This window comes from Burkholderia sp. Ac-20344, assembly GCF_017104975.1.
Classification (GTDB): Bacteria; Pseudomonadota; Gammaproteobacteria; order Burkholderiales; family Burkholderiaceae; genus Burkholderia.
This window is the reverse complement of sequence record NZ_JAAGPP010000117.1, coordinates 12,811-30,367: the sequence shown is the minus strand read 5'-3', so window position 1 is coordinate 30,367 and position 17,557 is coordinate 12,811. Positions and strand designations below refer to the sequence as shown.

At 67.6% G+C, this 17,557-nt stretch carries 13 protein-coding genes; 6 read left to right on the top strand and 7 right to left on the bottom strand.

Annotated features, from left to right (window positions below; translation table 11 throughout):
• Positions 1 to 707, bottom strand: a 707-nt coding sequence (hemC, locus tag G3N64_RS29055; RefSeq protein ID WP_205787128.1) for a hydroxymethylbilane synthase, incomplete at its 3' end; no start/stop codon positions are given.
• Positions 708 to 914: 207 nt separating this feature from the next.
• On the opposite strand from hemC, the gene ppc reads away from it, so the two are divergent.
• Positions 915 to 3,929, top strand: coding sequence for a phosphoenolpyruvate carboxylase (gene ppc, locus G3N64_RS29050; protein WP_205787127.1), 3,015 nt, complete (start codon positions 915 to 917; stop codon positions 3,927 to 3,929).
• 127 nt (positions 3,930 to 4,056) lie between these two features.
• Here ppc and G3N64_RS29045 read toward each other — a convergent pair whose 3' ends face one another.
• Positions 4,057 to 4,809, bottom strand: a complete 753-nt coding sequence (locus tag G3N64_RS29045) for a class I SAM-dependent methyltransferase (protein WP_205787126.1) — start codon at positions 4,807 to 4,809, stop codon at positions 4,057 to 4,059.
• 249 nt (positions 4,810 to 5,058) lie between these two features.
• Here G3N64_RS29045 and G3N64_RS29040 point away from each other — a divergent pair, with 249 nt between their 5' ends.
• The 3 genes from G3N64_RS29040 to G3N64_RS29030 all read left to right on the top strand — a co-directional run bounded on the left by G3N64_RS29040 (position 5,059) and on the right by G3N64_RS29030 (position 8,170).
• The gene (locus tag G3N64_RS29040) at positions 5,059 to 5,868 is read left to right on the top strand and encodes a helix-turn-helix transcriptional regulator (RefSeq protein WP_039368575.1); all 810 of its coding nucleotides are present in this window, start codon (positions 5,059 to 5,061) and stop codon (positions 5,866 to 5,868) included.
• A gap of 126 nt (positions 5,869 to 5,994) precedes the next feature.
• On the top strand, positions 5,995 to 7,404 hold the full coding sequence (argH, locus tag G3N64_RS29035; RefSeq protein WP_205787125.1) for an argininosuccinate lyase: 1,410 nt from the start codon (positions 5,995 to 5,997) through the stop codon (positions 7,402 to 7,404).
• Between the two features lie 94 nt (positions 7,405 to 7,498).
• On the top strand, positions 7,499 to 8,170 hold the full coding sequence (locus G3N64_RS29030) for an HAD family phosphatase (protein WP_205787123.1): 672 nt from the start codon (positions 7,499 to 7,501) through the stop codon (positions 8,168 to 8,170).
• 97 nt (positions 8,171 to 8,267) lie between these two features.
• Here G3N64_RS29030 and G3N64_RS29025 read toward each other — a convergent pair whose 3' ends face one another.
• The 5 genes from G3N64_RS29025 to apbC form a co-directional block, all read right to left on the bottom strand.
• Positions 8,268 to 9,092 carry a lysozyme inhibitor LprI family protein gene (locus G3N64_RS29025; RefSeq protein WP_205787122.1) on the bottom strand — a complete coding sequence of 275 codons (825 nt, stop codon included), beginning with the start codon at positions 9,090 to 9,092 and terminating at the stop codon, positions 8,268 to 8,270.
• Complete coding sequence (locus G3N64_RS29020; RefSeq protein WP_205787121.1) at positions 9,092 to 11,371, bottom strand: arginine/lysine/ornithine decarboxylase; 2,280 nt, start codon at positions 11,369 to 11,371, stop codon at positions 9,092 to 9,094. The genes G3N64_RS29025 and G3N64_RS29020 overlap by 1 nt, the downstream gene beginning before the upstream one ends.
• 81 nt (positions 11,372 to 11,452) lie before the next feature.
• A complete protein-coding gene (gene dcd / locus G3N64_RS29015; protein WP_205787120.1) occupies positions 11,453 to 12,022 on the bottom strand; it encodes a dCTP deaminase in 570 nt (189 codons plus the stop codon).
• A gap of 197 nt (positions 12,023 to 12,219) precedes the next feature.
• Positions 12,220 to 12,756 carry a superoxide dismutase [Cu-Zn] gene (gene sodC / locus G3N64_RS29010; RefSeq protein WP_205787119.1) on the bottom strand — a complete coding sequence of 179 codons (537 nt, stop codon included), beginning with the start codon at positions 12,754 to 12,756 and terminating at the stop codon, positions 12,220 to 12,222.
• Positions 12,757 to 12,889: 133 nt separating this feature from the next.
• Complete coding sequence (gene apbC, locus G3N64_RS29005) at positions 12,890 to 13,981, bottom strand: iron-sulfur cluster carrier protein ApbC (RefSeq protein ID WP_205787118.1); 1,092 nt, start codon at positions 13,979 to 13,981, stop codon at positions 12,890 to 12,892.
• A gap of 351 nt (positions 13,982 to 14,332) precedes the next feature.
• Here apbC and G3N64_RS29000 point away from each other — a divergent pair, with 351 nt between their 5' ends.
• Positions 14,333 to 14,977 carry an OmpA family protein gene (locus G3N64_RS29000; RefSeq protein WP_174967717.1) on the top strand — a complete coding sequence of 215 codons (645 nt, stop codon included), beginning with the start codon at positions 14,333 to 14,335 and terminating at the stop codon, positions 14,975 to 14,977.
• Positions 14,978 to 15,353: 376 nt separating this feature from the next.
• Entirely contained in the window at positions 15,354 to 17,510 is a 2,157-nt protein-coding gene (metG, locus tag G3N64_RS28995) for a methionine--tRNA ligase (protein ID WP_205787117.1), read from the top strand.
• Positions 17,511 to 17,557: the final 47 nt, after the last annotated feature.

Genomic DNA, 17,557 nt, shown 5'->3' with positions numbered 1-17,557 from the left:
TGCGGGTCGTGCAGCGGCGCGAGCCACGCGGCGACGTCGCTGCGGTGCGATGCGATCTCGATGCCGATCGCGCCCTGGCCCGCGGCGGGCGGGCTCGCCTCGACGTCGAGCAGCGCGCGGATCCGCGCTTCGAGGCCGAGGCGCTTCAGGCCGGCGGCCGCGAGGATGATCGCCGCGTAGTCGCCGCGGTCGAGCTTCGACAGGCGCGTGTCGAGGTTGCCGCGCAGCGGCAGCACGTCCAGGTGCGGATAGCGCGAGCGCAGCATCGCCTCGCGGCGCAGGCTCGACGTGCCGACCACGGCGCCGGCCGGCAGCGCGTCGAGCGACGCGTAGTCGTTCGATACGAATGCATCGCGCGGATCTTCGCGCGCCATGATCGCGGCGAGCGAAAAGCCGTCGGGCAGCGCCATCGGCACATCCTTCAGCGAATGCACGGCGAGATCGGCGCGGCCATCGGCCAGTGCGGCCTCCAGTTCCTTCACGAACAGGCCCTTGCCGCCGACCTTCGACAGCGTGCGATCGAGAATCTGGTCGCCGCGCGTCGTCATCCCGAGGATTTTCACGTCACAAGCTGGATATAATTTGCGCAGCGCATCACGCACATGTTCGGCTTGCCACATCGCCAGGCGGCTCTCGCGCGAAGCAATCGTCAACGTCGCGGGCGCTTGTGCCTGTTGCGGCCCGGCCGCAGGGGTCTCGGAATTCATTGCTGGAACATCGAAGGACGGGATTGAAGATCGAACAATGGTAGCACGCACGCCCCGGCCCGCCCGGGCCCGGAGCCTGCGCCAGGCCTGCCGCCGAGCGGGTCGCGGCGCCGATGCGCGGATGTGCCGCACGTAGCTGGTTGCTTGACCGTAGTTTCGCAGTTTCCGCAGTTCCTTTTGACTCGAGCTTTCCCAAGGAAATTCATCGTGAAGTCTTCCGGATCGGCGCGTACGGCGCGCCGCAATGCTGCCCAGTCCTCCTCCGACGCCTCGACGGACACCGTCGCCACCACCGCGAACGGCCGTGCGAAAACGGCAACGAAACCGAAAGACCCGATACGTCAGACAAAACGCACGACGAAAGCCGCCGGTTCGGCTACCCGTACGGCGGGGGCGAAGAAGCCCGGCACACGCACGCGCGAAGACAAGGACGGTCCGCTGTTCGACGACATCCGCTTCCTCGGCCGCCTGCTCGGCGACGTCGTGCGCGAGCAGGAAGGCGACACCGTGTTCGACGTCGTCGAGACGATTCGCCAGACCGCGGTCAAGTTCCGCCGCGAGGACGACAGCGAAGCCGCGCAGACGCTCGAGAAGAAGCTGCGCAAGCTGACGCCGGAGCAGACGGTGAGCGTCGTGCGCGCGTTCAGCTATTTCTCGCATCTCGCGAACATCGCAGAAGACCGCCACCACAACCGCCGCCGCCGCATCCACGCGCTGGCCGGCTCCGCGTCGCAGCCCGGCACGGTCGCGTACGCGCTGGAACAGCTGAAGACGACCGGCAACGCGTCGAAGCGGCTGCTGCAGCGCTTCTTCGACGATGCGCTGATCGTGCCGGTGCTGACCGCGCACCCGACCGAAGTGCAGCGCAAGAGCATCCTCGACGCGCAGCACGACATCGCGCGCCTGCTCGCCGAGCGCGACCAGGAGCTGACGAGCCGTGAGCGCCAGTACAACGAATCGATGCTGCGCGCGCGCGTGACCGCGCTGTGGCAGACCCGCATGCTGCGCGACTCGCGCCTGACGGTCGGCGACGAGATCGAGAACGCGCTGTCGTACTACCGCGCGACGTTCCTCGACGAACTGCCCGCGCTGTACGGCGACATCGAGGCCGCGCTCGCCGAGCACGGCCTGTCGGCGCGCGTACCCGCGTTCTTCCAGATGGGCAGCTGGATCGGCGGCGACCGCGACGGCAATCCGAACGTGACCGCGCCGACGCTCGACGAGGCGATCAACCGCCAGGCCGCGGTGATCCTCGAGCACTACCTGGAACAGGTGCACAAGCTCGGCGCCGAGCTGTCGGTATCGAACCTGCTCGTCGGCGCGAACGACGCCGTGAAGGCGCTCGCGGCAGCCTCCCCCGACCAGTCGCCGCACCGCGTCGACGAGCCGTATCGTCGCGCGCTGATCGGCATCTACACGCGCCTCGCCGCAAGCGCGCGCGTGCGTCTCGGCGAAGGCACGGTGCCGGTGCGCAGCGCGGGCCGCGGCGCGCCGCCCGTGCGCGCAATCCCGTATGCGGATTCCGAAGCGTTCGTCGCCGACCTCAAGGTGCTGACCGCGTCGCTCGACGAACACCACGGCACGTCGCTCGCCGCGCCGCGCCTCGCGCCGCTCGTGCGCGCGGCCGAAGTGTTCGGCTTCCATCTCGCGAGCATCGACCTGCGCCAGAGCTCCGATATCCACGAAGCCGTGGTCGCCGAGCTGTTCGCGCGCGCGGGCGTCGAGGCCGACTACGCGGCGCTCGCCGAGGAAGACAAGCTGCGCGTGCTGCTCGCCGCGCTCGCCGATCCGCGTCCGCTGCGCTTGCCGTACTTCGAATATTCGGCGCTCGCGCAGAGCGAGCTCGGCGTGTTCGAGAAGGCACGCGAAGTCCGCGCGCAATTCGGTGCACGCGCGGTGCGCAACTACATCATTTCGCATACGGAAACCGTCAGCGACCTCGTCGAGGTGCTGCTGCTGCAGAAGGAGACGGGCCTGCTCGAAGGCGCGCTCGGCGTGCCCGGCGGCGATGCGCGGAACAGCCTGATGGTGATCCCGCTGTTCGAAACGATCCCCGACCTGCGCGACGCCGCGCGCATCATGCGCGAATACTTCGCTCTGCCGGGCATCGACGCGCTGATCGCGCACCAGGGCGCCGAGCAGGAAGTGATGCTCGGCTATTCGGACAGCAACAAGGACGGCGGCTTCCTCACGTCGAACTGGGAGCTGTATCGCGCGGAGCTCGCGCTCGTCGACCTGTTCCGCGACCGCAAGATCACGCTGCGCCTGTTCCACGGCCGCGGCGGCACGGTCGGTCGAGGCGGCGGCCCGACCTACCAGGCGATCCTGTCGCAGCCGCCGGGCACCGTGAACGGCCAGATCCGCCTGACCGAACAGGGCGAGGTGATCGCGAGCAAGTTCGCGAACCCCGAGATCGGCCGCCGCAACCTCGAGACGGTCGTCGCCGCGACGCTCGAGGCGACGCTCCTGCCGCAGAACAACGCGCCCGCACAGCTGCCGGCGTTCGAGGCGGCGATGCAGACGCTGTCCGATTCGGCGATGGCCGCGTACCGCGCGCTCGTCTATGAAACCCCGGGCTTCACCGACTACTTCTTCTCGTCGACGCCGATCACCGAGATCGCCGAGCTGAACATCGGCAGCCGCCCCGCTTCGCGCAAGCTGCAGGATCCGAAGCAGCGCAAGATCGAGGACCTGCGCGCGATTCCGTGGGGCTTCTCGTGGGGCCAGTGCCGGCTGCTGCTGACCGGCTGGTACGGCTTCGGCAGCGCGGTGAGTGCGTATCTCGACGGCGCGCAGGACGACGCCGAACGCACGAAGCGCGTCGCGCTGCTGAAGAAGATGAACAAGACCTGGCCGTTCTTCGCGAACCTGCTGTCGAACATGGACATGGTGCTCGCGAAGACGGATCTCGCGGTCGCGTCGCGCTATGCGCAGCTGGTCTCCGACCGCAAGCTGCGCAAGCACGTGTTCGAGCGGATCGTCGCGGAATGGGAGCGCACGTCGCAGGCGCTGGCGGAAATCACCGGGCAAGAAGGCCGCCTCGCGACCAACCCGCTGCTCGCGCGCTCGATCAAGAACCGCTTCCCGTACCTCGATCCGCTGAACCACCTGCAGGTCGAGCTGATCAAGCGCCACCGCGCGGGTGACACGAACGCGCGGCTGCGCCGCGGGATTCACCTGACGATCAACGGGATCGCGGCCGGCCTGCGCAACACGGGCTGATCCGCAAGCGGCGCGGTGTGATGCCGCGCTGGCCGGCATCGTGAAAGCCGCGATACGCCACCGTACTCACGGTGCGTATCGCGGCTTTTTTCATGTGCGGGCGAAACCGAGCAGGCACATCTCGCGCTCAGCTCGCGTCGATCAGCAGCGCGTCGTGTTCGAACGAGCCGTCGGGCTGCACCGCGTAGTAGCCGCGCACCTCGTCCGGCGCATGCGCCCACAGCGCGCGAATGCCCGTGACGCTGTCGGCCGGCGTGCGGATGCGCGCGACCCACGTATCGAAATCGATCGGCAGCCGCCAGCGGCTGTGCACGTGCGCGTCGAAGCCTGCATCGCGGAACATCGCGAGCCATTCGTCCGCGCGGTAGTCGCGCACGTGCGACGCGTCGCGCAGCACTTCCGCGGCCTGCAGGTACGTATCGAGGAGCGGATGGTCGTTGCCGGCGATGTCGATCATCAGCACGCGGCCGCCCGGTTTCAGCACGCGGCGCACCTCGGCGAGCGCCGCGCGCATGTCGTGCCAGTGGTGCGCGCTCATCCGGCTCACGACCCAGTCGAACGTCGCCGTGTCGAACGGCAGTTGCTCGGCCGGGCCCTGCTGCGTACGGATATTTGCGAGCCCGCGCTCGCGCGCGGCGGCGTCGACGGTCGTGAGCATCTGCGCGGCGAGATCGTAGGCGACCACGTCGCGCACGTGCGGCGCGACCGCGAAGCTCGCATGGCCGGCGCCGCAGCCGAGATCGAGCACCGCGGCATCGGGTGTTGCGCGTACCGCGTCGGCGAGCGTCTGCAGATCGGCGCCCGTCGCGTGGACCGTGCTCGTGAGATAGGCGGCGGCCGTCGTACCGAATGCGTCGGCGACCTGGTCGTGGTGTTTCATCGTTCGCTCCTTTATATGTCGACGGCAATTCGCGCTTTAGCGCTTACTGCCGCCCCATGCCTTGCGCACTCGACCGGCGCTTGTTCCGGCCCCATGAAACGCGTTTTGTGGGACGCGCGCTGCCCTGCCAGCGCGCGAGCCGCTACAATAGGCCTGCGTTTGTACCAGTACAAGTTAAGCAGTTATTCTGGTATTCGATACACCTGTCTGATCGTTGCCGCGTCCCCGCTTCCATTTCGCCGTTTCCGCATGAACCACCCGTCCTCCGCCCCCGTCCCGCCGCTCGACGCCACGCCCGCCCGCGCACTCGGCGAATTCATCCGCGCCCACCGCGAGCGGCTGTCGCCGCAGGCCGTCGGCCTGCCGCCCGGCCCGCGCCGCCGCACGCCGGGGCTGCGGCGCGAAGAAGTCGCGCAGCTGTGCGGCGTCAGCCCGACCTGGTACACATGGATCGAACAGGGCCGCCCCGTGTCGGCGTCGGCCGACGCGCTCGCGCGCATCGCCGTCGCGCTGCAACTGTCGAAGGCCGAGCGCGCATACCTGTTCGAACTGGCCGCGCAGCGCGACCCGGCCGAGCCCGACGTCGCGGGCGGCGACCTGCCGCCGACGCTCGCCGCGACCGTCGCGGCAATCGCAACGCCCGCGTACGTGCTCGACCGGCAATGGAACGCACTCGCATGGAACGCGCCGGCCGCCGCGCTGTTCTCCGGCTGGCTCGACGGCGAGCACGACCGAAACCTGCTGCGCTTCACGTTCATGTCGCCGGCCGCACGCACGCTGATCGTCGACTGGGAAACCCGCGCGCGGCGGCTCGCAGCCGAATTCCGCGCCGATTCGATCCGTCACCTGACCGATGCCCCAACGCGTGCGCTGATCGACGCGCTGACCGCCGGCAGCGATGCCTTCGCGCAGTACTGGGCATCGCAGGACGTGTTCGAACGCGAAGGCGGCCTGCGCGAATTCGACCATCCGGCCGACGGCCGCCTCGTGTACCAGCAGATCACGCTGAAGCCCGCGCACCGCGAGGACCTGAAGCTGGTCGTGCTCGTGCGCGACTGAACGGGCCGGCCACGGCCGGCGGCCCGCCGCGAACGGCTGCGCGCCGCGGCGGGCAGGCCCGCGAATGTTAGAATCGCAGGATTCCTCGGCGGCGCACGCCGCTCAATCTCCCTTCGAAGAATCGCCATGACGTCCCAACTGCACAAAAAGGGCGAGGCCTGGTCGGCCCGCTTCTCGGAACCGATGTCCGAGCTGGTCAAGCGCTACACGTCGTCGGTATTTTTCGACAAGCGCCTCGCGCTCGTCGACATCGCCGGCTCGCTCGCGCACGCGAACATGCTCGCCGCGCAGAAGATCATCAGCGCCGACGACCTGGCCGCGATCGAACGCGGGATGGCGCAGATCAAGGGCGAGATCGAGCGCGGCGAATTCGAATGGCAGCTCGACCTCGAAGACGTCCACCTGAACATCGAGGCGCGCCTGACCGCGCTGATCGGCGATGCCGGCAAGCGCCTGCACACGGGCCGCTCGCGCAACGACCAGGTCGCGACCGACATCCGCCTGTGGCTGCGCGGCGAGATCGACCGCATCGGCGGCCTGCTGAACGACCTGCGCGGCGCGCTGCTCGACCTCGCGGAACAGAACGCCGACACGATCATGCCGGGCTTCACGCACCTGCAGGTCGCCCAGCCCGTCACGTTCGGCCACCACCTGCTCGCGTACGTCGAGATGTTCTCGCGCGACGCGGAGCGCATGCGCGACTGCCGCACCCGCGTGAACCGCCTGCCGCTCGGCGCAGCCGCACTCGCCGGTACGAGCTACCCGATCGACCGTCACGCCGTGGCGAAGACGCTCGGCTTCGACGGTATCTGCACGAACTCGCTCGACGCCGTATCCGATCGCGACTTCGCGATCGAATTCACGGCCGCCTCCGCGCTCGTGATGACGCACGTGTCGCGCTTCTCCGAAGAGCTCGTGCTGTGGATGAGCCCGCGCGTCGGCTTCATCGACATCGCCGACCGCTTCTGCACCGGCAGCTCGATCATGCCGCAGAAGAAGAACCCGGACGTGCCCGAGCTCGCGCGCGGCAAGACGGGCCGTGTGAACGGCCACCTGATGGCGCTGCTGACGCTGATGAAGGGCCAGCCGCTCGCGTACAACAAGGACAACCAGGAAGACAAGGAACCGCTGTTCGACACGGTCGACACCGTCGCCGACACGCTGCGGATCTTCGCCGAGATGGTTGCCGGCATCACCGTGAAGCCGGACGCGATGCGCGCGGCCGCGCTGCAGGGCTTCTCGACCGCCACCGACCTCGCCGACTACCTGGTGAAGCGCGGCCTGCCGTTCCGCGATGCGCACGAAGCCGTCGCGCACGCCGTGAAGATCTGCGACGACCGCGGTATCGACCTGGCCGACCTGACGCTCGACGAAATGAAGCAGGAGCTGCCGAACGTCGCGCACCTGATCGGCGAAGACGTGTTCGGCTACCTGACGCTCGAGGGTTCGGTCGCCAGCCGCAACCACCCGGGCGGCACCGCGCCCGACCAGGTGCGTGCGGCGGTCAAGGCTGCCCGCGCCGCACTCGGCCAGTAAGCCCGCTGTTCCGGACGGACGCCTTCGGCGTCCGTTTTTCATTCGGGCGGCCGTCGCGCCGCCCATTGCCTGCCCTGCTTCCCGAATGCCGCCGATGACCTTTTCCGCCGCACTCTTCGACATGGACGGCCTGCTCGTCGATTCCGAGCGGACCATCATGAACACGTGGATCGACGTGTCGAATGCGCACGGCGTCACGCTGACCGCCACCGACTACCTGCAGATCGTCGGCCGCTCGTTCGCCGAGGGCCAGGTCATCCTGGCACGCCTGATCGGCAACCCCGATACGTTCGACGCGGTGCGCACCCGCGTGCGCGAGCAACTCGCGGCGCCCGAACCGCATCCGAAGTTTCCGCTGAAGCCCGGCGCGTTCGCGCTGCTCGACGCACTCGCGCAAGCCGGGATTCCGTGCGCGGTCGCGTCGTCGTCCGCGGGCGACGTGATCCGCGCGCGGCTCGACGCGGTCGGCGTGCTGCCGTTCTTCCGCGCGGTCGCGGGCGGCGACGAAGTCGCGCGCGGCAAGCCCGACCCTGCCGTCTACCGGCTCGCGGCCGAACGCCTCGGCGTGCCGGCGCACCGGTGCGTCGCGTTCGAGGACAGCGACTTCGGCGCGCAGTCGGCCGCCGGCGCGGGCGCATCGGTCGTCACCGTGCCCGACCTGAAGGCGCCGACGCCCGAGATCGTCGCGCTGAGCCTGCATGTGCTCGCCTCGCTCGACGAGGCGGTGGCGCTCGTGCCGTCGTGGTTCGGCCTGCAGCGTACGTAGCCACCCACACGATCGGCACGCCGCCGCCAAATGCAAAACGGGCACCCTCGGGTGCCCGTTTTGCTGTCTCGCCGAACCATCGGCATCGCGATTGCGCTTATTTGTTGCCGGCTGTCTCCGACAACCGCTTCATCGTCGCGATGCGCGCGCCGATCAGGTCGACGCGGCCGTCCTCGCCGACGAGCGGTGCCGTCGCATCGCGGAACCCGACCCACGCGCGCTGCGCGCGTACGAGCGTCGCGGCCGAATGCGCGGGCATCTTGCGGCGCAGCTTCTGGTAATAGCGGTTCAGGTCGAACAGCGCGTGCTCGCACGCAGCATCCTGCTCGCACGGCCGCACGCGGCGCACGGCCGGATCGCGCGGCGTGTTCGCCGGCTTGCCGTCCGGTTTGGCCGCCCCCGGGGCCGCGCCCGCACTGCCCTGCGCACCGCTCGTCGCTACCGGTACGGCGGCAGGCGGCGGCGCATAGCGATCGGCCGCGCCGCGCAGCGCCAGCCCGCGATCGCGCACGGGCTGCAGTTGCAGGTCGGCACTCGACATCGCGTACGACGTGCCGCGCGTGGTGTCGTACACGGCCTTCAGCAGATGCACTTCGTCCTTGCGCCACGTGAGCCAATGGCGCTGGCTGTCCTGCCAGCCGCGCCTCGCATCGGCCGGCGCATCCTTCAACAGGCGCTGGTACGCGCCGTCCATCACGCCCTGCCACTGCTGCTGCGCTTCGCCCATGCATTGGATCTGGCCGGCCGGCGAAGACCGGTCGCGCCGCGCGAGGCATTGGCGCATCGCGACGTCGATCGGATCGGCCGCCGCGACTTCCGCGTGCGCGACACCCACGCCCGCCAGCCCTGCCGCTCCTGCCGCCCAGACGACGAGCGCGGCCAGCGCCGCGCGCATCGCCTGGATTCGTCCGTGCGTCGCCATCAGTCGCGCACGCAATCGACGAAGTACTCGACGCGGCCGTTCACCTCTTCCGCGACGAGGCCGTGGATGTCGGTGTGGAAGCCCGGGAAGCGTTCGTTGAAGTCGCGCGCGAACCGCAGGTAGTTCACGATCGTCTTGTTGAAGCGCTCGCCCGGGATCAGCAGCGGAATGCCCGGCGGGTACGGCGTGAGCAGGATGCTCGTCACGCGGCCTTCGAGCTCGTCGAGCGGCACGCGGTCGATCTTGCGGTGCGCGAGCTTCGCGAACGCGTCCGACGGCTTCATCGCCGGTTCCATGTCCGACAGGTACATCTCCGTCGTCAGGCGGGCGATGTCGTTCGCGCGGTACACGTCGTGGATCTGCGTGCACAGGTCGCGCAGGCCGACGCGCTCGTAGCGCGGATGCTGCGCGACGAATTCCGGCAGCACGCGCCACAGCGGCTGGTTGTTGTCGTAGTCGTCCTTGAACTGCTGCAGCTCGGTCACCATCGAGTTCCAGCGGCCCTTCGTGATGCCGATCGTGAACATGATGAAGAACGAGTACAGGCCGGTCTTCTCGACGATGATCCCGTGCTCGGCCAGGTACTTCGTGACGATCGCGGCCGGAATGCCGGTCTCGCCGAACTCGCCGTCGACATCGAGCCCCGGCGTAATGATCGTCGCCTTGATCGGGTCGAGCATGTTGAAGCCTTCCGCCAGCGGGCCGAAGCCGTGCCAGTGGTCGTTCGGCTTCAGCATCCAGTCTTCGCGCGAGCCGATGCCTTCTTCCGACAGGGTGTCCGGGCCCCACACGCTGAAGAACCAGTCGTCACCGTATTCGGCATCGACCTTGCGCATCGCGCGGCGGAAGTCGATCGCCTCGGCGATCGATTCCTCGACGAGCGCGGTGCCGCCCGGCGGCTCCATCATCGCGGCCGCGACGTCGCACGACGCGATGATCGCGTACTGCGGGCTCGTCGACGTGTGCATCAGGTACGCCTCGTTGAAGCGGTGCTTGTCGAACGTGCGGTTCTCCGAATCCTGCACGACGATCTGCGACGCCTGCGAGATGCCCGCGAGCAGCTTGTGCGTCGAGTGCGTCGCAAACACGAGCGCGCCGGTGCGCGGACGGCCGTCGCCGATCGCGTGCATGTCGCGGTAGAAGTCGTGGAACGTCGCGTGCGGCAGCCACGCTTCGTCGAAGTGCAGCGTATCGAGCAGGTCGCCGAGCAGGTCCTTGATCATCTCGACGTTGTAGACCACGCCGTCGTACGTGCTCTGCGTGATCGTCAGGATGCGCGGCTTCAGGTCCGGGTTCTCGCGCATCGCTTCGCGCGCGAACGGGTTCGCCTCGATCTTCTTGCGGATGTTCTCCGGCTTGAATTCATCGCGCGGGATCGGCCCGATGATGCCGAAATGGTTGCGCGTCGGCGTGAGGAACACGGGGATCGCGCCCGTCATCGTGATCGCGTGCAGGATCGACTTGTGGCAGTTGCGGTCGACCAGCACAATGTCGCCCGGTGCGACGGTCGCGTGCCAGACGATCTTGTTCGACGTCGACGTGCCGTTGGTCACGAAGAACAGGTGGTCCGCGCTGAAGATGCGCGCCGCGTTGCGCTCGGACGCCGCGACCGGGCCCGTGTGGTCGAGCAGCTGGCCGAGTTCGTCCACCGCGTTGCAGACGTCCGCACGCAGCATGTTCTCGCCGAAGAACTGGTGGAACATCTGGCCGAGCGGGTTCTTCAGGAACGCGACGCCGCCCGAGTGGCCCGGGCAGTGCCACGAGTACGAGCCTTCGTCCGCGTACTTGACGAGTTCCTTGAAGAACGGCGGCGCGAGCGAGTCGAGATAGACCTTCGCCTCGCGGATGATGTGGCGCGCGACGAACTCCGGCGTGTCCTCGAACATGTGGATGAAGCCGTGCAGCTCGCGCAGGATGTCGTTCGGCAAGTGGCGCGACGTGCGCGTCTCGCCGTACAGGAAGATCGGGATGTCCGCGTTGCGGCGGCGCACTTCGGTGACGAACGCGCGCAGCTCGATGATCGCGGTCGCGAGCTCGGGCAGCTCGCCGTCCTGGCCGGTTTCGCCGAGCATGAGTTCGTCGTCGTCGATCGACAGGATGAAGCACGACGCGCGGCTCGACTGCTGCGCGAACGACGTCAGATCGCCGTAGCTCGTGAGGCCGAGGACTTCGACGCCCTCCTTCTCGATCGCTTCGGCCAACGCCCGGATGCCGGAGCCCGAGATGTTCTCGGAGCGGAAATCTTCGTCGATGATGACGACGGGGAAACGAAACTTCATGGGCGATTCTCCAAAAAGAACGACCGCGGCGCGTCACGCGCAGCGGTCACCCGGAAACTGGTGAGACGTTATGCAACCAGATCAGGTTTTCGGCAGCGTGACACCGCGCTGCCCCTGATACTTGCCGCCGCGATCCGCGTACGACACGTCGCACACTTCGTCGCTCTCGAAGAAGAGCACCTGCGCGACGCCTTCGTTCGCGTAGATCTTCGCGGGCAGCGGCGTGGTGTTCGAGAATTCCAGCGTGACGTAGCCTTCCCACTCGGGTTCGAACGGCGTCACGTTGACGATGATCCCGCAGCGCGCATAGGTCGACTTGCCGAGGCAGACCGTCAGCACGGTGCGCGGGATGCGGAAATATTCGACGGTGCGGGCCAGCGCGAACGAGTTCGGCGGGATGATGCACACGTCGCCCTTGAAATCGACAAACGAACCCTCGTCGAAGTTCTTCGGATCGACGATCGTCGAGTTGATGTTCGTGAAGATCTTGAATTCGTCTGCGCAGCGGATGTCGTAGCCGTAGCTCGACGTGCCGTAGCTGACGATCCGGCGGCCGTCGTCGGACGCGCGGACCTGATCGGGCACGAACGGCTCGATCATCTTGTGCTCTTCGGCCATGCGCCGAATCCATTTGTCGGACTTGATGCTCATGCCAGCCTCCGCCGGGCCGCCCCAAGGAGGCTGGCCGTCCTCTCGGGGGACAGCGAACGAAGTGAGCGTTGGGGTCGTTGCATATTCGGGGCGCCTGGAAACGCTGCGTGACGGGAAACGAAGGCCGCCGATTCAGGACGGCGACCGGGGAAAGGCCGACATTTTACGCGATCATCGGCCCGCGCATGCGGCGGCCGTCAACGGATCACGCCGCAGGCGAGCGCGGGCCCCGCGCCATGGTGCGGAAACGCGGGATCGCTCGCGTCGCGGTGCACCAGCGCCGCGCGGTTCATCGCCGAGCGCACGCCATCGAGGGCCAGATCGGGCGCGACGATAAAGCCTGCCGCGACGCCGTTCGCGTCCGCGTGGATGTTGCCGAGATCGCCGGCGACGCGGGCGCCCGCACGCAGGCGGTCGGCGGCCGGCGCGAACACCTGGCCGGCGCTCGAGCCGTCGCCCGCGTTGCAGTCGCCGCGTTCGTGTACCTGTAAGGCGTGATCGCTGTTCGGCGGCAGGCCGGCCAGGTTGTAGGTAACCTGTACGCCGTCCGGACGCTCGACGAACGTCACCGCGCCGCGCGCCTGCGAGCCGACCGTCGGCTGCAGTTGTGCGTCGGCCCGTTTTTCGTGCGACGAGGAAAAGGAAGTGCAGCCGGCCAACAGGCCCAGCGCGGCGGCGGCCAGCAGCGCGCACTGCACGCGGCCGGCGCGCACGCCGTGATGTCGTTGTTTCATTCGATCCTCATGCCGGCTGGCAGCCGTTTGACACGACGGCCGCGCCGGGCGGGTAAAGGGACCCGGGAAAAGTCGCCATGATACCGCGCCTCGCGGCGCCGTAAACAGCCTGAGGCCCCGCCCCGCAAGGGTTTTACGTATTTTGAACAACGATCGACGGGAACTTCGACGTCATGTCGCGCGATCGCTCGGCAATCGCCAGCGCAACCCCGCGCGCGATGTCGCGGTAGCGACGCGCCAGCGCGCCGTCCGGATCGGCGGCGACCGTCGGCGTGCCGCTGTCGGCGCGCTCACGGATCGCGATGTCGAGCGGCAGGCTGCCGAGCACGTTCACGCCGTAGTCCTTCGCCATCCGCTCGGCCCCGCCGGCGCCGAAGATGTGCTCCTCGTGGCCGCAGTTCGAGCAGATGTGGATGCTCATGTTCTCGACGATGCCGAGGATCGGAATCCCGACCTTCTCGAACATCTTCAGGCCCTTCTTCGCGTCGAGCAGTGCGATGTCCTGCGGCGTCGTGACGATCACCGCGCCCGTGACGGGCACGCGCTGCGCGAGCGTGAGCTGGATGTCGCCCGTGCCGGGCGGCATGTCGACGATCAGGTAGTCGAGCTCGCGCCAGTTGGTCTGGCGCAGCAACTGCTCGAGCGCGGAGGTCGCCATCGGGCCGCGCCACACCATCGGGTTGTCTTCCTCGATCAGGAAGCCGATCGAGTTCGCCTGCAGCCCGTGGCCGACGAGCGGGTTCATCGACTGGTTGTCGGGCGACTCGGGACGCTGGCCGTGGATGCCGAGCATCGTCGGCAGCGACGGGCCGTAGATGTCGGCGTCGAGGATGCCGACCGACGCACCTTCCGCGGCAAGCGCGAGCGCGAGGTTGACGGCCGTCGTGCTCTTGCCGACGCCGCCCTTGCCCGACGCGACCGCCACGATGTTCTTCACGTTCGGCAGCAGTTTCACGCCACGCTGCACCGTGTGCGCGACGATCTCCTGCGACACGGCGACGCGCGCGTCGCGCACGCCGGCCACCGCCCGGAGCGCTGCGGCGACGCGTGCGCGCACGTCGTCGTGCTGGCTGCGCGCGGGATAACCGAGCACCACGTCGAGCGCCACGACGTCGCCGTCGATCGCGACGTTGCGCACGCCCTTGTTCGCCGCATACGGACGGCCGGTATTGGGGTCGACGACGGCCGCCAAAGCGGCGTCGACTTGTGCCCGGTCAATGCTCATCGAAACTCCGTGAAAACGTTTTTCTCGCGCGCAAACGTCAAAAAATATCAAATTACGCTGCGAAATTCGAGAAAAGTGAAAGAATCTGTTGCACGCCATTGCGCGAACGCGCGACCCGGCGCACTCTTCGCGTGCGGCATGCTATGGGGCCAAATCGGCCACTAACCGCCTATATTGTAGAGGCTGACGCGTCGCACTGTCCGAACAGCCACGCTGACGAACAGGGCATGCAGCCACCTCGGCGGCTGCCGCGAGTGCAGGCCTGCCCTCCTTTTTCGGGCGGGCCGCGCAGGGAGCCGTAACTATTGTTGTCGTCGTTGTCGACTCGTTCAACCAAGAGAGGAATCCAAGATGAACATGAAAATCGCGACCCGCTTGTCCGTCTTCGCATTGGCCGGCGCACTGCTGGCAGGCTGCGCTACGCAGCAAGGCAACAACACGGCCGTCGGTACCGGCACGGGTGCGGCGCTGGGCGCAGGCATCGGCGCGCTGGCGGGCGGCGGCAAGGGCGCGGCGATCGGTGCAGGCGTCGGCGCACTGGTCGGCGGCGTGACGGGTTACAACTGGCAGGCGATCAAGAACAAGCTCGCACCGTCGGCAGCGCAGACGGGTACGCAAGTGACCGAGCAGCCGGACGGCTCGCTGAAGCTGAACGTGCCGAGCGCGGTGACCTTCGCGACGAACCAGTACGCGATCACGCCGGCCTTCACGCCGCTGCTGAACGACCTGGCCTCGACGCTGAGCCAGAACCCGCAAGTGACGGCATCGATCGTCGGCTACACGGACAGCACGGGCTCGGCGCAGCTGAACCAGACGCTGTCGCAGAACCGCGCGCAGAGCGTCGTGAACGCACTCGCGCAGCGCGGCGTGAACGCCGGCCGCCTGTCGGCGCAAGGCATGGGCGCGTCGAACCCGATCGCGGACAACGCGACCGAAGCCGGCCGCGCGCAGAACCGCCGCGTCGAAATCTACCTGCGCGCAGCACAGGCGCAGTAAGCGCACGACGAGGGGAAGGCGCGGGCCCGCTGCCCGCGCAGCCCCGCCGGACAAGGCTTCCGGCGGAGCCGGTAACAAATCGAAAAAATTTTCGAACTTCTGTCGCAGGCCGCGGTCAGTATTTACGGTACGCGGCTGGTGTTGCCGGCGCGTCACCATTCTCCTCTTGTCGTTGTTGCTCCGGGGCCGTATCCGCCCCGGTTTTTTTTGCCCGCAGAATTCGTGCTGCATCGCAGCATATCGCCCTCGGGCACGCCGCTTGCGCGGCCCCGCCCGTTCCGGCGCCCGGTCAAGGGTGCCTGCCCGCGTCGCTGGCGCGCGCCCCTGCTAGAATCGCGGTTTCCCGTCGTTTTTCCGCCGTTCCTCTACAGACCCTATGTCCGCATCCGACCTCACTTCCGTGCAGGCTGCGGCGCCGCAAGGTGGCCGCCAGATCCTCGTTACGTCCGCACTGCCCTATGCCAACGGGCAGATCCACATCGGCCACATGGTCGAGTACATCCAGACCGACATCTGGGTGCGGACGCTGCGAATGCACGGCCATGAGGTCTACTACATCGGTGCCGACGACACGCACGGCACGCCGATCATGCTGCGCGCGGAGAAGGAAGGCCTGACTCCGAAGCAGTTGATCGACCGGGTGTGGGCGGAGCACAAGCGCGATTTCGACAGCTTCGGCGTGTCGTTCGACAACTTCTACTCGACCGATTCGGACGAGAACCGCGTGCTGAGCGAGAAGATCTACGTCGCGCTGCAGGAAGCCGGCTTCATCGCCGAGCGCGAGATCGAGCAGGCATACGATCCCGTCAAGGAAATGTTCCTGCCGGACCGCTTCATCAAGGGCGAGTGCCCGAAGTGCCACGCGAAGGATCAATACGGCGACAACTGCGAAGTGTGCGGCTCGACCTACCTGCCGACCGAACTGCTGAACCCGTATTCGGTCGTGTCCGGCGCGACGCCGGTGCGCAAGACGTCGAAGCACTACTTCTTCCGCCTGTCCGATCCACGCTGCGAAACGTTCCTGCGCGAATGGGTGAGCGGCCTCGCGCAGCCCGAAGCAACCAACAAGATGCGCGAATGGCTCGGCGACGCCGGCGAGGCCAAGCTCGCCGACTGGGACATCTCGCGCGACGCGCCGTACTTCGGCTTCGAGATCCCGGGCGCGCCCGGCAAGTATTTCTACGTGTGGCTCGACGCGCCGGTCGGCTACTACGCGAGCTTCAAGAACCTGTGCGACCGCAACGGCATCGACTTCGATGCGTGGGTCCGCCCGGGCTCGGCCACCGAGCAGTATCACTTCATCGGCAAGGACATCCTGTACTTCCACACGCTGTTCTGGCCCGCGATGCTCGAGTTCTCGGGCCACCGCACGCCGACCAACGTGTTCGCGCACGGCTTCCTGACGGTCGACGGCGCGAAGATGTCGAAGTCGCGCGGCACGTTCATCACCGCGCAGAGCTACATCGACACGGGCCTGAACCCCGAATGGCTGCGCTACTACTTCGCCGCGAAGCTGAACGCGACGATGGAAGACATCGACCTGAACCTCGACGACTTCCAGGCGCGCGTGAACAGCGACCTCGTCGGCAAGTACGTGAACATCGCGAGCCGCGCGGCAGGCTTCCTGATCAAGCGCTTCGACGGCCGCGTGCAGGACAGCGCGATGAACCATCCGCTCGTCGCGAAGCTGCGCGATGCGATCCCGCAGATCGCCGCACACTACGAAGCGCGCGAGTACGGCCGCGCACTGCGCCACACGATGGAGCTCGCGGACGAAGTGAACGCGTACGTCGACGGCGCGAAACCGTGGGATCTCGCGAAGGATCCGGCCAACGCGGTCGCGCTGCATGAAACCTGCAGCGTGAGCCTCGAGTCGTTCCGCCTGCTGTCGCTCGCGCTGAAGCCGGTGATGCCGCGCGTGGCCGAAGCCGTCGAGTCGTTCTTCGGGATCGCGCCGCTCGCATGGGCCGATGCCGCGAAGCCGCTGTCGTCGGAACAGCCAATCAAGGCGTACCAGCACCTGATGACGCGCGTCGACCCGAAGCAGATCGAAGCGCTGCTCGCCGCGAACCGCGATTCGCTGCAGGCCGAAGCCACCGGCGCGGCCGCCGCGAGCGCCAATGCCGCGAAGGATGCGAAGAACAACGCCAGGGCGAACGCGAAGCAGGCGGTCGTGAACGGCGCGGACGACGCACCGATCTCGATCGACGATTTCGCGAAGATCGACCTGCGCATCGCGAAGATCGTCGCGTGTCAGGCGGTCGAGGGCTCGGACAAGCTGCTGCAGCTCACGCTCGACGTCGGCGAGGAAAAGACCCGCAACGTGTTCTCGGGCATCAAGTCCGCGTACCAGCCCGAGCAGCTCGTCGGCAAGCTGACCGTGATGGTCGCGAACCTCGCGCCGCGCAAGATGAAGTTCGGCCTGTCCGAAGGGATGGTGCTTGCCGCGTCGGCCACCGACGAGAAGGCCGAGCCGGGCCTCTACATCCTCGAGCCGCACAGCGGCGCGAAGCCCGGCATGCGCGTGAAGTAAGCCGAACGCGCTGCCGCCTGCGCGAAACAAAGCCCCGCTTCGTGCGG